Origin of the sequence: Flavobacterium sp. K77 (genome assembly GCF_021608205.1) — a bacterium.
In the GTDB taxonomy this organism is placed as follows: Bacteria; Bacteroidota; Bacteroidia; order Flavobacteriales; family Flavobacteriaceae; genus Flavobacterium; species Flavobacterium turcicum.
In genome coordinates this window covers 128,937-145,192 of sequence record NZ_JAKIHO010000007.1, presented here as the reverse complement: position 1 = coordinate 145,192, position 16,256 = coordinate 128,937, and the positions used below count along the sequence as shown (strand labels likewise).

At 35.6% G+C, this 16,256-nt stretch carries 7 protein-coding genes; 3 read left to right on the top strand and 4 right to left on the bottom strand.

Going from position 1 to position 16,256, the window contains the following annotated elements; genetic code table 11:
* Positions 1-63: 63 nt before the first annotated feature.
* Both L1S34_RS12995 and L1S34_RS12990 read right to left on the bottom strand, forming a co-directional pair.
* Complete coding sequence (locus L1S34_RS12995) at positions 64-1,572, bottom strand: RagB/SusD family nutrient uptake outer membrane protein (protein ID WP_236364357.1); 1,509 nt, start codon at positions 1,570-1,572, stop codon at positions 64-66.
* Positions 1,573-1,586: 14 nt separating this feature from the next.
* Positions 1,587-4,697 carry a SusC/RagA family TonB-linked outer membrane protein gene (locus L1S34_RS12990; RefSeq protein ID WP_236364356.1) on the bottom strand — a complete coding sequence of 1,037 codons (3,111 nt, stop codon included), beginning with the start codon at positions 4,695-4,697 and terminating at the stop codon, positions 1,587-1,589.
* A 335-nt stretch (positions 4,698-5,032) separates the two neighbouring features.
* Here L1S34_RS12990 and L1S34_RS12985 point away from each other — a divergent pair, with 335 nt between their 5' ends.
* Positions 5,033-7,906, top strand: a complete 2,874-nt coding sequence (locus tag L1S34_RS12985; RefSeq protein ID WP_236364355.1) for a triple tyrosine motif-containing protein — start codon at positions 5,033-5,035, stop codon at positions 7,904-7,906.
* Between the two features lie 44 nt (positions 7,907-7,950).
* On the opposite strand, the gene L1S34_RS12980 is transcribed toward L1S34_RS12985, so the two are convergent.
* Positions 7,951-9,237: a UDP-N-acetylmuramoyl-tripeptide--D-alanyl-D-alanine ligase gene (locus tag L1S34_RS12980; RefSeq protein WP_236364354.1), complete on the bottom strand. Its 1,287-nt coding sequence runs from the start codon at positions 9,235-9,237 to the stop codon at positions 7,951-7,953.
* Between the two features lie 66 nt (positions 9,238-9,303).
* Positions 9,304-10,980: a gliding motility lipoprotein GldJ gene (gene gldJ / locus L1S34_RS12975; protein WP_166137972.1), complete on the bottom strand. Its 1,677-nt coding sequence runs from the start codon at positions 10,978-10,980 to the stop codon at positions 9,304-9,306.
* Between the two features lie 210 nt (positions 10,981-11,190).
* Between gldJ and porU the strand changes: the two genes are divergently transcribed.
* Together porU and porV are read left to right on the top strand one after the other, a co-directional pair.
* Positions 11,191-15,021: a type IX secretion system sortase PorU gene (porU, locus tag L1S34_RS12970; RefSeq protein ID WP_236364375.1), complete on the top strand. Its 3,831-nt coding sequence runs from the start codon at positions 11,191-11,193 to the stop codon at positions 15,019-15,021.
* 38 nt (positions 15,022-15,059) lie between these two features.
* Positions 15,060-16,223 (top strand): type IX secretion system outer membrane channel protein PorV, encoded by a 1,164-nt coding sequence (gene porV / locus L1S34_RS12965; protein WP_236364353.1) that lies wholly within the window; start codon positions 15,060-15,062, stop codon positions 16,221-16,223.
* Positions 16,224-16,256: the final 33 nt, after the last annotated feature.

Sequence of the window (16,256 nt, the reverse complement as noted above, 5' to 3'; positions counted from 1 at the left end):
ACCAAGTCTAGAACGAGTTACAATTGTTCTAGACTTAATTTTAGCTTGAAACAAAAACAGTGCTTAATTGTAGCCAGGATTTTGTTTCAATTTTGTTCCTTGTAATTCTCTTTCAGGAATTGGAAAAATTTCGTCTACTCCGGCATTAAAACCTCTGCTGCCTAATTTTGCAGTAGCATCACCCCAACGAACCAAGTCAAAAAAGCGATGTCCTTCTCCTGCCAATTCCATTCTTCTTTCGTTTTTGATCGCGTCAATAGTAACAGGAATTGATGGTAAACCAACTCTACTTCGAACTGCGTCAAGTAATGCTTGCGCTCTAGGTCCTGAGCCTAATGCTTCTGCTTCCATTAAATAAGTGTCGGCCAAACGCAAGATGTAGCTGTTTTGTTTGTAATTTAATTCGGCAGCACCACCTCCAGTTCTTACATCTTCTTTTCGGGGTAAAAATTTATTCAAAAAGTAGCCTGTGTCTTGGTATGCGCCAATATAATTTGCTTGTCCAGCTACTTTTAAAGTTTTTAAATCATAAATCGTTGATTCAAAACGTGGGTCATTCTTAATCGCATCGTACAAATCTTGTGTGATTAGGTTGAATGCCCAGCCCGAAGGTAAATCTGCTGCAGTAGAACCTACTGTTTTCGAATAACTTCTTGGACCAACCATTACGTTTAGTGAATTTCCTTCGTCTCTTCCTGAACCCCAGAAACCCCAATCTGAATTACCGGCGCTTGTATGCGATACTTCAATTAACGATTCTGAATTAAACTTGTTTCCTACTACCCATAAATCACTAAATTTAGTTAGCAATTTGTTACCATATTGATTGGTTGTTCCAGGAGTTCCGTTTACTTGTGCTAGTATTGCGGCTGCTTCTGTTTTTTTACCTTGAAATAAATAAACTTTGCCTAACATGGCTTGTGCAGCCCCTTTGTTTAATCGGCCAGACTCAGTTTCAACATTAACTCGATTTGGGAGAAGGTTAATGGCATCTAACAAATCCTTTTCAATTTGTTCGTAAACAGCTTGTGGTGATGCTTGTTCTACCGTGTACATATTTGTTGCTGTTAACGGATCTAGTAGCAAAGGAACATTTTTAAATAAGCGTACCAAATTGAAGTAGTAAATTGCTCGTAAAGCTTTTGACTCACCCGTAAAACGAGCTTTAACTTCTTCAGGCATTGCTACGCCAGGAATTTTTAAAAGTAAAGTGTTGGCTCTAAAAATTCCTTGGTAGTGGTCGTTCCAGAAACTTCCCGGAATAGTAGTAGGAGTTAAGGAGTGCGATGAAAAACCTTGAATTCCAGCACCATCAGTTGGTCCTCCGCCACCTGCAAAATGATCATCAGAACCGGCATTCATCATAGCAATCATATTTTCGAAACCGCTAGAATTTTTTCTAATCGGGTCATAAACACCAACAAGTGCAGCAGTAGCTTGATCTTGATTGGCGTAATAATTTTCAGATAAAAAGGAACCTTTTGGTGTAACTTCTACAAATTCTTCTGAGCATGATACCATTGAAAGTACTGCAGTTGCTACGAATAGATTTTTTAGTAAGATCGTTTTCATAATTTTTTTATGTTTTAGAATTGTACATTAGCTCCAAGCATGAATGTTCTTGCTTGCGGATAAATTCCTTTGTCGATACCAAATACACCACCACCAATTTCTGGATCGTAACCCGTGTATTTTGTAATTGTAAATAAGTTTTCAGCATTTACATAAAATCGTAGCTTACTTGCTCCAATTTTGCTGACGGCTTTGGTTGGTAATGAGTATCCAATTTGGATCAGCTTTAATCTCAAATAATCTCCTTTTTCAAGATAAAAGTCAGACATTCTTCCAAAGTTGCTGTTGCTGTCGTTGTTCGTTAAACGTGGGTAAGTGTTGGATGTTCCTTCGCCTGTCCATCTGCCCAAAGCGCTTGTTTGGTAATTGGCATTTCCTACATCGAGACGGCGTAAACCTTGGAATATTTTATTTCCAGCTGCTCCTTGCGAAAAGATCATTAAGTCAAAGTTTTTATAATCAAGGTTTAAAGTCAAACCGTAGGTGTATTTTGGAATATTTGTTCCTAAAAATTGTCTGTCATCATCGCCAATAGAACCATTTCCGTTTGTATCAACCCAGCGGAAATCTCCTGGGCGTGCGTTAGGCTGAATTAATCCACCAGAAGTATTGATGTAGGCATCAATTTCGGCTTGGTTTTGAAATATACCAGCGGTTTTAAATCCATAAAAGGAATTGTATGATTGTCCTACTTGCGTTCTGGTTACTTGTCCCATTGATTGGAATGAAGCATCTCCTCCTATAAAATCTGAGTCAGAAGCCACATAAGTCACCCTGTTTTCTAGATAAGCAACGTTTCCATTAGCTGAAAAATTAAGATCTCCGAAGCTTTTTTTGTATCCAAGTTCAATCTCAATTCCTTTGTTGTCCATATCGGCAACGTTGCCCACTGGACTGGCAGTAACTCCGACATAACCGGGAATATTAATTGGTCTTAAAATTCCTTTTGTAGATTTTTTGTACATGTCTACAGTTAAGGTAAAATCATTCAATATTTTTGACTCAAATCCGATGTTTGCTTGTGAAGTTTCTTCCCATCTCAAATCTGGGTTATCTAAAGTAAGATTTGCGTATCCTGTAGTAATTGCTCCTGTGTTTCCAAAAGAATAGTTGTAACCCCCTTCAACTAATGATAGGTATCTAAAATCCGGAATGGCATCATTACCTACAATTCCGTAACCTCCACGTATTTTAAAAGTATTTACAAATTTGTTTTCTTTCCAGAATTCTTCCTTGGTTACAACCCATCCTAAATTGAAAGATGGGAAAACACCAAATTTATTATTGGCTCCAAAACGACTTGATCCGTCTCTACGAATAATACCCGTAAAAAGGTATTTTTCATCATAATCATAATTCACACGTGAAAACAACGATGTTAATTTGTGCTCAGTTGCATCGTAGGTGTAGCTAGTGCGGTCTGTTTGTGGGATATCAAAATTGAAGGAGGCATCTCTGTAATCAGAAATTGGTAATCCAAACAAAGTAGCTCCTAAACCACCACCAATATTATCAACATATGAACCTTGTCCTAATAATACAGTCAGGTTGTGTTTAGCAAATTTGTTGGTGTAAGTAACAATGTTCTCTACGTTCCAAGCAAAACTTTTGTTTTCGCTTTTACTGTAATTGTTTTTTAACACATTTGAAGTAGCGCTTAAATAAAATACGGGAGTAAAACCTTGCCCGCCCCAAGTTGATAATTTTGCTCCAAGCGTAGATCTAACTTTTATATGTTTTGAAATAGCTGCTTCTAAATAAGCGTTTCCAACAATATCATCAGACATTGAAAAACTTCCTAATCTTGTTTTTGCATAAGCTAATGGATTAGTCATTTCTTGACCAACCAAACTTGATATTCCGTAAGGATTACCATTAGCATCTCTAATTACTGGATTTCCAGCGTATGGTGCTTGGTTTGCTTTTGTAGGGTCTGTTTCAACTAATGGTGTAGTTGGATCTAAGTTAATAGCAGAACTTAAAGGACCTCCAAATTCACTATTTGTATTTCCTATCCCTGTTGATTTTTGTCTAGAAAAGCCAAGAGTTTGACCAAAAGTAAATACGTCTGATATTTTGTGGGTAGAATTAAGTCGGAAGTTTTTCTTTGAAAAATTAGAAATCTCAGTCATAACGATCCCTTCTTGGTCCTGAATGCCAAACGAAGCATAAAAGTTTGACTTTTCGCTTCCGCCACTAAGGCTTACTTCATGTGAGTAACGGAATGCTGACTTATTGAAAATTGCTTTTTGCCAATCGGTTCCCACTCCTAAAGATGATGGATTAGCAAACACAGGCGAACCACCTGCTGCCGTTGATTTTTCGTTTAAAATAGTTGCGTATTGTGTAGCATTTAACAGATTTAGTGTTTTTTCAGGCGATGAAAAACCAGAAAACCCTGTATAGCTTACTGCTATTTTACCATTTTTACCTTTTTTAGTCGTAATCAATATAACTCCTGTTGCGGCACGTGTTCCATAAATTGCTGCCGATGCGGCATCTTTTAAAACTTCAACAGATTCAATGTCAGATTGGTTTAAAAATCCAATTCCATTTCCATCTACCACAACACCATCAACTACCCAAAGCGGATTGTTTCCTCCATCTCCAAAAGTAGTAACACCTCTAACTCGGATAGTGCTTCCAGATCCTGGCTGACCTGAACTTGCTGCAATTGTAACACCAGAAACACGACCTTGAAGGGCTTGCTCAATTCTTCCGTTAGGTACTTTTTCTAGGTCTTTCGCTTTTACACTAGATATTGCTCCAGTAACAACACTTTTCTTTTGCGTGCCGTAACCAACTACAACAACTTCCTGTAGGTTTTCAGTGGATGCTTGTAATTTAATTGAAATATTTTGTCTGCTGTTAATGGCTTGACTAGTGGTCGTATATCCAACATAGCTAAACTCAAGTGTGGCTTTAGAGTCGGCTGTAATTTGATAAAGTCCATCAAAATCAGTTGTGGTTCCTTTTGTAGTACCTTTAATAAGAATACTCACTCCTGGGATGGGCATACCAGTTTCGTCAGAGACTTTTCCTTTCACGGTTGTTTCTTGCGCTTGTGCAAAAGCTGTGAAAAGAATAGATAATAGACAAAAAATAAACACTTTTGAAAATTTCATATTTCTAAAAATTTTGGTTAATTAATTAGTAATTTGATGCAATACTAGTATAAAATTTTCTGTATTCGTTTTTTATAATCATTACAAAAACACATCAAAGGATATTTTAATACTTTACAAAAACACATCAAAAAAATTGTAAAATATTGATTTTAAATATTTTAAAATTTATTTTACTTTCTTATTAAGATGTTAAATAATTTAAAAACCACTACATTTATAGTAGTTACAGAAAAATTCTCTTTTTTTGTATTTGATTAATAACAAAGCTTCTATTGTAGGACATGCTCAGTGGATTTTTAGCTTATATCATCACCACCTTTTATTTTGAAAAAATGAAATTCAAAAAGTATATTGTTTTTATTGTTGTCTACTTTTCGGTGTTCAATTCTTGTATTGCTCAAGTAAAAAGCATTGGATTACCAGAAGTGAGAAATTATAAAAAATCAGATTATAAAGCCGGTACACAAAACTGGGATATAGATCAGGATGCTAATGGTAATATGTATTTTGCCAATAATAGTGGGTTGTTGCAATATGATGGTTCTTCATGGCGTAGGTATCCATTACAAAATACAGGAGCAGTAAGAGCACTGAAAATCGATTCTTCCGGGCGAATTTTTGTAGGTGGTTATGATGAATTTGGATATTACAAAGCCAATGCAAAGGGAAAATTGGATTATGTTTCATTATCTAAACTATTGCAATCTAATCGTCCTAAGTCAATTGATTTTATATGGAAAATTCATCTTTATCAAGATGAGGTTGTTTTTCAATCATTCACCAAAGTATACATTTACAAAAACGGAAAATTAAAAATACTTGAACCTATAAGTAGGTTTCAGTTTTCATTTGTAGTTAAAAATCAATTGATTTTTCAGGATAAAGAAGCTGGTTTACTTGAATATGTCAACGGAGGATTACGTCCGTTAAAAGGTACAGCAGTTTTAAATTCTACTGAAGTTTGGGGTATTTTTCCTTTGCCAAATCAGCAACTTTTGATTAGTACTTTGGATAAAGGAATGTTTGTTTATGATCAAGAGACTACCAAACCATGGAATACGGAGGCGAATAAGTTTGTGTTAAGAAATAGCGCTTTAGGTGGTGTTATGGTGGGTAAGAACAATATTGCTCTTAATTCTGTTCTTGATGGAATTATAATTTGTGATTTGAATGGGAAAATTATCCAACACATTAATTACCAACAAGGATTGCAAAATAACACTGTTCTCTCCTCATTTATCGATAACAAAAATAATTTGTGGTTAGGATTAGATAATGGTATTGCATTTATAAACGAGAATTCGCCTTTTTCATTTTTTGGTTTTAGTTATAATTTAAGTACAGTTTATGCGTCGGTAATTTACCAAGGTAATTTATATGTGGCTACCAATCAGGGTTTGTTTTACCATTCGTGGAATTCAAGTTTTAGAGATGGAAATTTTAAAATTGTTGCTGGTACAACTGGTCAAGCATGGAATATTCAAGTGGTTGATGGACAACTTATCTGCGCACACAATAGAGGTGCTCTTTTGATTTCTGGTGAAAAAGTTATTGAGGTTTTAAGTTCTAAAGGGCATTTTGGGTTTAAATCGGTTCCAAACCAACCGCAATTTATTATTGGTTCGACCTACAGCGGTTTTACTGTTTTTGAGAAAGGAACATCGGGTTTTAGTTTTAAAAATATCATTTCAGGATTCGACTTGTCAGCTAACACTTTTGAAATTGACGAACATAATTTATGGCTAAAAAAAGATAATGTTGTATACCAACTTGCGTTTACTACTGATTTGAGCCGATTCCAGAAAATAAAAGTGTATCCTAATTTTGATAAGAATAACAAAGGTATTGGTAGTGTTCAGCGTATCAACGGAGCAGTTTATTTTCAAGCGAATAATCGATTTTATCGTTTTTCTGAAAAAAAAACTTTGTTTATTGAAGATAAAAACATCTCGCAATTGTTCAAAAATTTACCTCAAATAGCTGCTTTAAGCCAAGATAAATACGATAATTTATGGTATTTTTTTAAAGAATCATTAGGTGTTTTGCGTAAGCAAAATGATGGAAGTTATAAAAATGAAACGGCTGCGTTTAGTAATTTATCTGGTAATCTCGTATCCAATTATATGTCGATAAACGTCGCAGGTTCTTCGGATATTTTAATAGGACTTACCGATGGTTTAGCCCACTACAATTCAAATATTCCTAATAATTCTTTGCAAAAACCACGCGCCTTTATTCGAAGTTTTTCGTATCCTGATGAAACTATTTTGTTTGGTAATGGCAGCGTTGCACCTAAAAAAGTGACAATACCATTTAGTTCTAATCGGGTAAAATTTACATTTTCATCTCCAATTTATGATAATTTAGAGAATGTAGAATTCTCCTATCAACTTCAAGGCTTTGATGAGCGGTGGAGTAGTTGGTCAGGAACTTCAATTAAGGAATATACCAATTTAAGAGAGGGAAATTATACCATGAAATTAAAGGTGAGAAACAGTAACGGAATTGAATCTGAAGAGGTAATAGTTAGTTTCGAAGTTGCTCCGCCTTGGTACCGCCATTTTTTGGCTTACCTACTTTATGTGGTGCTATTGGTGGGTTGTGTTTTCTTTGTTAGAAAACGAATTCAGGTTAAAATTAGAAAGAATAAATACTATGAAACTATAGAGCAACGTAGGCTATATTTAGAACGTGAAGCTAAAATTAGACAAGAGCAATACGATTTAGAGAAAGAGATTGAGAAATTAAAAAACGATAAATTAAAGATCAAAATTTTAGCCAAGGATAAAGAGTTGGTTAATAATTCACTGCAGGTTGTAAAGAAGAATAAGATTTTGAACGGAATCATCCATAAATTAAAAGATATTAATGCGGATGCTTTTGATGAGTCTACAAAGTTTCAGTTTTCCAAGTTAAACAAAAGCATTGTCAAGGAGGTAAATGCAGATAAAAGTTGGAAGGATCTTGAAAAACATATCAAAAATGTTCATTTTGATTTCTTGAAACGATTGAAAGAACAATATCCAACCATTAGTCCGAGAGAGCTGGATTTGTCAACTTATCTTTTAATGAATATGTCAACCAAAGAGATTGCTGAAATTATGAATATTTCTACTGGTGGAGTAGAGTTGGCCCGTTATCGACTTCGTAAAAAGTTAGGGCTAAATAAAAAAGAAAACCTTATTGGTTTTCTCATGAGTATTTAAATTAACAAAGCCCTAATCATATCATTATCATTAGGGCTATGTTATTATTTGATGAAGGCTGTAGTGCGTTCCAAAGCCATACCGCGAGATCCTTTTATCAAGATTGAATTGTTGTTGAATGAAATGGTAGCCACATCTTTGGCAAAGTCATCAAAGCTTTCATAAAAGAATAAATTTGATTGGACTATTTGCTGGGCTTTAAAATCAGCTCCAACAAAATAACAAATGATGTTTGCTTCATTTTGTACCGATTCTACTATGAGTTTGTGTTCTTGTTTGCTTTCCTCTCCAAGCTCAAACATATCTCCTAAGACTAATATTTTATTTTTGTCTTGTAGTTGAATGAAATTAGCAATAGCAACCTTCATACTGCTTGGATTGGCGTTGTATGCATCTAAGATGATTTTGTTGCTTCCTATTTGCATCAATTGCGATCGATTGTTTTCAGGAATATAGTTTTCAAGTGCAACTTTAATATCACTTAGTGCTACCTTAAAATAGGTTCCTATTGCAATGGCAGCGTTGATATTGTTGGCATTGTACAAACCAATTAATTGTGATTGTATTTCAACATTATTGTAGTTTATTTTTACCAGCGGTTTTGCCTCAATTGCAGAGATATTTATATCTGCTTCTTTTTTATTAACTCCAAAAGTGTAGCGTTCTATTGAATTTGTTTTTTCAATTTGAATTTCGTCTTCTAAGTTTACAAATGCGAGCTTGGTTGCTTTTTTAAGGTAGTCATACATTTCGCTTTTACCTTTAATGACGCCTTCAACTCCTCCAAATCCCTCTAAATGGGCCTTCCCGAAATTAGTAATATATCCAAAATCAGGTTGTGTGATTTCGCACAAAAATTCAATTTCCTTTTGGTGGTTGGCACCCATTTCAACGATTCCTATTTCAGTTGTTTTGTTAAACGAGAGAAGTGTCAAAGGCACGCCAATGTGATTGTTGAGGTTGCCCACTGTTGCTTTAGTTTTGAATTTTTTTGACAACACCACATTAATGAGTTCTTTCGTAGTTGTCTTTCCGTTGCTGCCGGTAAGTGCTACAATCGGGATGTTCAAGTACTGTCGATGAAACTTAGCTAATTCTTGTAATGCTACTAAGCTATCTGGTACAAGGATGGTTCGATGATCAATTAAATAATTTGGATTATCAATAATAACAAAGGATGCTCCTTTAAGTAGTGCTTCCTCTGCAAAAGTGTTAGCGTCAAACCGTTCTCCTTTGATAGCTACAAATAAAGATTTAGGTTCAATTTTTCGAGTGTCAATTGATATTGAGCTACATTCAAGAAAAAGTTGGTGCAAATGATTAATGTCCATAGCAATAGTGTATAAAAAACAAAAGCCCTAATCAAAGGGCTTTTGTGGGTAAATGATGTTTTGATTTTAGTTTCTGGCAGATCTTTTCTTGTCTGCTTTTGGACCTACACGTGACATAGCACATCTAAACCCAATGTAGTCTGTTGCCATATCTTGAGGAAAATATCTTCTTTGAGCTGGATCTAACCAATATGCTCTATCTCTCCAAGAACCTCCTTTGTAAACTCTTGATTCATCGTTAATTAACGTTGTTCTTTTGCTAGAACTATCGTATTTTCTAACCATTTTACCTAAACTGTCTGTTGTTACATTATGTTTAGGAGAGTTATACATTTTTTTGTCTGATTTTGTTTTGTCATCATCTGACTCTGACTCTCCAAAATTGTAATAACGAGTAGACTGTTTGTCACCATCTCTGTAATTGATGTTGTTACTTTTATCAAAGTTTTGTCTTAAGTAAGTTTCTTGCTCATCAACAGGTACTTGTGCAATTTGTCCTGGGAAGTTTCTAGCGATAATTCTACCATTACTTAGCGTGTCGTATTTCATGTTCGCTTTAGTAACAATTTCAACTTTTCCGTCAGCACCAATTTTGTTTTTTGTGTACTGGTTTCCTCTAAAGTAGTTGAAGTCATTAGCTTCATTATCAACAATTGGTCTGTAAACGTCTTGTACCCATTCTGCAACGTTTCCGGCCATGTCATACAATCCAAAATCGTTAGCTGGATATTTTTTTACTTCGTTAGTAATATCTGCACCATCATCAGACCATCCTGCAATTCCGCCGTAATCACCATTTCCTTGTTTAAAGTTGGCAAGCTGATCGCCTTTGCTCACTCTCTTTCCTGAACGTGTATAACCTCCAGACCAAGGATATTTCTTTTGTCCTTTGTAAATATTGTACTCTCTTTGTCCTACATCAGCAGCAGCAGCATATTCCCATTCTGCTTCAGTTGGTAAGCGGTACTCTGGTAATAAGATTCCAGAAGAACGCTGTGCATAAACATTTTTAGGTTCTGCGGCAGTTCCATTTCTACCAGCAGGTGCTCTTCTTGCTCCTTTTTTCAAAACAATAGTTTCGTCTCCTCCGTAAGCAGAAGTTGGCGTTGCCAAATAAGTTTCAGTATCAAAATTACTTTCAGCAGTTACGTCTTTGGTCTTTGCATTTTTCTTTAGGTAACCGTTTTTTTCTAACAAAGCTTCGTTTACACGTTGCGTTCTCCAGTTGCTAAATTCAACAGCTTGAATCCAATTAACACCAACTACTGGGTATTCCGCATAAGACGGATGTCTCAAGTAGTTATTAGTCATTGTTTCATTGTATCCTAATCTGTTGCGCCATACCAAAGTATCTGGTGATGCTCCTTCGTAAATGTTTTTATAGTTTTCTTCAGTTGGAGGGTATACACTTTTTAACCAATCTAAGTAATCTAAGTACATGGAATTGGTAACTTCTGTTTCATCCATGTAAAATGATTGCACATGTTGCTGCGTTGGTGAATTGTTCCAATCATGCATTACGTCATCTTGTACTTTACCCATTGTAAAGGTTCCTCCTTCAACAAAAACCAATCCTGGTCCTGCATCTTGCTTCTTTTTACTAGAGCCTTTTCTACTATCCATGTTCCAACCCGTGGCTCTCGATGTATTCTTTGAGCTGGATTTTTTACTACAACTGGAAAAACCTACTAACAACATAATTGCAAGTAAAGCCTGTAAGCCCATAATTCTGTTTGCTTTCATACTCTTTTTGGGGTAATAATTTTAATGCCGCAATATAATAATTAACAATTAATTGGCATCTAACTTTTTTTAAAAAATTTATCAATCTAATTTTAACATTAAATTGTCTAATAGAACGCAAATTTATACTATTTATTATTCAGTATGGCACGAAATGATTTATTTTTACGCATTAATAATAAGGTCTGTACAATCCCGTTAAAAATCATGATGAAAAATACGCTTTTACTTCTGCTGTTCCTTGTTTCGTGCGGGTCTATCGCACAAACTAAAGGTGAAGTTGTTTTAGATTGGGTTGCAAAAAAAGAGATGTTTTATGGCGATTTCAAACGAGTAATTCCGTCCTTTTCAAATCTTGGTTTTGAGTATAATGATGCTAACAAAAGCATTATGTATACCCACCGTGTCGTTCAGCCTATTGTTTTTGATGAAGGTGTTCTGCAAATTACAGCGGTGAATTACCAGATGATGGGTTTTGATGAGTTAGGAGAGTTGGATTTAAAAGCAATTCCAGACAAAGTTGTGGCTGAACTTGATATTAAAAAGTCGCGTGATCGATGGGATGCTTTTATTCATATTTCGCCAATTGTAAAAGATGGTTTGGGTTTAAAAAAAATTGTTTCGTTTTCGTATCAAATTAATTCCGCTGCTTCAAGATTGCGTACAGAAAATGCACGAAGTAATGCAATTACTAATTCAGTGCTAGCTAGTGGTAATTGGTATCGATTTTATATAGAAAAATCCGGAGCTTACAGAATTAGTCGCTCTTTTTTGCAACAGTTAGGTATTGATGTAGGTAGAGTTGATCCACGTAAAATTAAAATTTATGGTAACGGTGGTAGAATGTTGCCGCTTGCTAATTCAATTTTTTATCCAAATGATCTTGTTGAGAATGCCATTCAGGTTATAGGTGAAACGGATGGTATTTTTAATAATGAAGATTTTATTCTTTTTTATGGTGAAGGTGTTGCCAATTGGAATGACGAAAGTAGGACACATCAAAATTTATACGATAGCAAATCTTATTATTATATCAATGTTCAAGGTGCCGATGGAAAGCGAATGACTCCTCTTCCGCAGCCGTCTGCAGCGGCTACATTAAATATTAATTCATTTGACGATTACCAATTTTACGAACAAGATTTGGTAAATGTTGCTCGATTGGGCAGGCAGTGGTTTGGAGAAATTTTTAATGTGAAAGCAGAGCAAGAGTTTGATTTTTCCTTTCCTAATATTGATACCTCAAGCCCTATTAAATTAATGGTGACGGCAGCATCAGCCTCTTTTGCCACAACTAATTTCGAAATAAGTGCCAATGGCGCAGTTACTGGATCATTATCTTTTCCTGCTTTGAACGCGGCTTCGGATGTGGCTTATTTTGCTGCATCGCTTCCTGCTAACACTCAATTTACGGCGGCAGAAACGGTTAAAATAAAATTAAAATACAACAACAACGGTGTTCCGGGTTCTCGAGGTTTTTTAGATCATATTAGGCTACAAGCCAAAAGAAAATTACAAGGTTATGGCAAACAATTTCTTTTTCAATACGAGCAAGCTGCTTCTGGTAGTGGTGTTGCTAATTACGTTGTTGTTAACGCAGCGCAGATAAGTCAAATTTGGGATGTGACAGATTTATACAACGTTACATCGCTTGCTAATTCCAATCAAAATACTATTAATTTTAAAGCAGTTCTCGGTGAGGTTCGCAAATATGTTGCAATAGATAATGCTGATTATTTAGAGCCAATGCGAGAAGCCAACGCAAAAGTTGCAAATCAGAATTTGAAAGGGACCTTATTAAAAAATGAGCAAGGTAATTTTCAGGATATTGATTACGCGATTTTTGCACCTTCATTTCTGCTTTCGCAAGCGGAGCGATTGGCAGCGTTTCATCGTACTAATTCCAATTTAAAGGTAAGGGTAATTCCGTTAGAGCAAATTTATCAGGAATTCTCATCAGGAAAACAAGATATTGCAGCTATTAGAAATTGTGTTAAATATATGTATCAAAATGCCTCTTCTCCCGACAGACGCATCAAGTATCTGAATCTTTTTGGAGATGCTTCCTATGATTATAAAAACAGAATCCCTAATAATTCAAATATTGTTCCTATCTATCACTCCTTAAATAGTAATACATCTGGAGAATCGTCATATGCCTCTGATGATTTCTACGGATTAATGGATGCTAATGAAGGGAATATTGTGTCTCGTTTTGGTGGAATAGATATTGCGGTAGGACGAATGTTAGTAAATGATAGCAAGCAAGCTGAAGAAATGGTTACCAAAGTTTTTGAATACCATGATTTGGCCTCTTACGGAAGTTGGCGGAACAATTTTGTTTTGGTTTCCGATGATTCTGACGTGCCGTCAGATGCGAACTTACAAAACAAGCAAAATAATTTAGCAAATAAGATCGTAACCGAAAAGCCTTTTTTTAACGTCAGTAAAATTCTGTTGGATTCTTATACACAAGAAGCCTCTGCAGGAGGTTCGCGTTATCCAAAAGCGAGAACTGATTTCTTTAATGCTTTTGAAAAAGGAGCCCTTGTATTTAATTATCTCGGTCATGGTGGCGAGGATGGATTGTCAGCAGAACGTATTTGGGAAAAATCAGATGGACAAAACTTGAGTAATCGTTACAAATATCCTTTGTTTATAACCATAACTTGTGACTTTTCGCGCTTTGATAACCCGTTTCGTCCAACTGCTGGTGAATTTACTTATTGGAATCCCAAGGGTGGTGCTATTGCAATGATCACCACAATTAGATCTATTGGTCAATTTAGTGCCGAAACTTTCAATGATACGTTTACCAAAAATCTGCTTTCCTATGGTTCTAATCAATACACAACGATTGCTGAGGCATTGCGTATTTCAAAAAATAGTAATCCCACATCGGCAACAAACGTGGTTTTTTACATTGGTGATCCTGCGTTGATGCTTGCTATTGCTAAACCAAAAATTAGACTAACTAGAGTTAATGATATTCCCGTTACAGATGTGCTTCCTGATTTTAAATCGCTTTCTAAAATAAAATTAGCTGGAGAAATTACAGATGAGAACAACAATCCGCTTACGTTCTACAACGGAGAACTTAGTACTTCTGTTTTTGATAAAATGATTGCTCGCAGCACCTTTAATAATGATGGGAATAGTCCGCCAATCAATTTTAATGTTTTAGGTGAGACTATTTTTAGAGGAAACGCAAGTATTACTGCGGGGAAGTTCGAGTTTAGTTTTGTCGTACCGCGTGATATTAGAGTTCCTATTGGCGAAGGACGTATTAGTTTTTATGCTAAAAGAGCACAAGTTTTACAAAATGAAGCGGGATTTGATACTACCATAAAGGTAGGTGGTATTAACGAAAATGCAGTGGCAGACAATATTAGTCCGAGAGTGCAGTTATATATGAACGACGAGACATTTGTATCAGGAGGAGTTACCAATGCTTCGCCCTTTTTTGTAGCTTACCTTGAAGATGAGAACGGTATTAACACAGCTAGCGGAATTGGTCATGATATAATTGCAGTTTTAGATGGAGATGTCAACAATCCTTTTATTCTCAATGATTACTATCAAGCAAATGTTGATGATTTTACAAAAGGTACGTTGCGTTTTCCACTGCGTAATTTGGAGCCAGGTTTGCATACTATAACCTTCACAGCTTGGGATGTGTATAATAATCCAGTTACGTCAGAAATCCAATTTGTTGTGGTGGGCGATGATGCAGTGAGTTTGACTAGGGTGCTAAATTATCCCAACCCTTTTGTGAGTTACACGGAGTTTTGGTTTACACACAATAGGCCGTTTGAGCCTTTAGAAGTGCAAGTGCAAGTCATGACGGTAACAGGAAAAGTGGTGTGGACCAAAAACCAAGTCGTTACTACCTCAGGGTTCTTGTCAAAAGACATTACTTGGGACGGAAAGGATGATTTTGGAGACCGATTAGGTAAGGGCGTTTATGTGTATAAGTTGACAGTAAAATCAACTTTAACCAACAAAAAATCCGAAAAATTTGAAAAACTTGTAATCCTTTAATAATATAGTATATTTGTTCCTTAAATTTTAGCATCATAATGAAAAAAATAATACCACTATTTATATTTATTTTTGCTTGTAAGAGCGCTGTGGCGCAAGAGAGAACCCTTAATCCAGGTGTTCCATTTCTATTAGTCGCTGCTGATGCAAGAGCTGCCGGTATGGGTGATATTGGTGTAGCCACATCTGCCGATGCCACTTCGCAACAATGGAATCCCGCTAAATATGCTTTTGCAGAAGATGCAAAAGGGTTTTCAGTAAGTTATACTCCATATTTAACAGACTTGGTTAATGATATTTCGTTGGCGCAGCTAACTTACTATCAAAAAATCGACGAGAAAAGTGCCTTTGCAGGTAGCTTGCGTTATTTTGGATTAGGCGATATTGAATTACGTGATAATGCGATTGATCCAGCAAGAATTGTTTCTCCAAATGAGCTTGCACTTGATGCTTCGTATTCTTTAAAGTTAAGCGAAAAATTTTCGATGGCTGTTGGTGGTCGATTCATAAATTCTAATTTAAAAGTGGCGTCGGATAATACAGATGCAACTTCAGCAAGTACCTTTGCCGTTGATGTTGCTGGTTTCTTTCAGTCTGAGGAAATAGCATACAATGATTTTAATGGTCGCTGGAGAGCAGGTTTCAATATCCAAAACTTAGGTCCAAAAATTAGTTATGACAATGACGATTTTAACAGCAACTTTATTCCAGCTAATTTAAAAATAGGATCTGGTTTCGATTTTATCCTAGATGATTTTAATAAAGTAGCGCTTAATGTTGAATTTAATAAGTTACTAATTCCAAGTTTTCAAGATTCAGATTTAAATGGAGATGGTGATGTTACCAATGAGGAAGTAAATCAAAACAGAAATAATTACCGTTCTATAGGCTGGACTTCAGGTGTTTTTAAATCTTTTGGAGATGCGCCAGGTGGTTTCAGCGAAGAATTGCAAGAGGTGACTTATGCTGTTGGTGCTGAATATATGTATCAAGACTCTTTCGCTTTGCGAATGGGTTACTTTCACGAAAGTCCAGAAAAAGGAGCTCGACAATTTTTTAGTTTAGGTGCAGGTTTTAAATATACAGCAATCAAAGTAGATGTTTCTTATTTGTTTTCTGCGTCAAATGTTCGAAACCCATTAGAAAACACCTTGCGATTTTCACTAACGTTTAATTTTGGTGACAAATACGAAGTGTATTAAAATTTAATTCAATAATAAATAACGATCCAAATT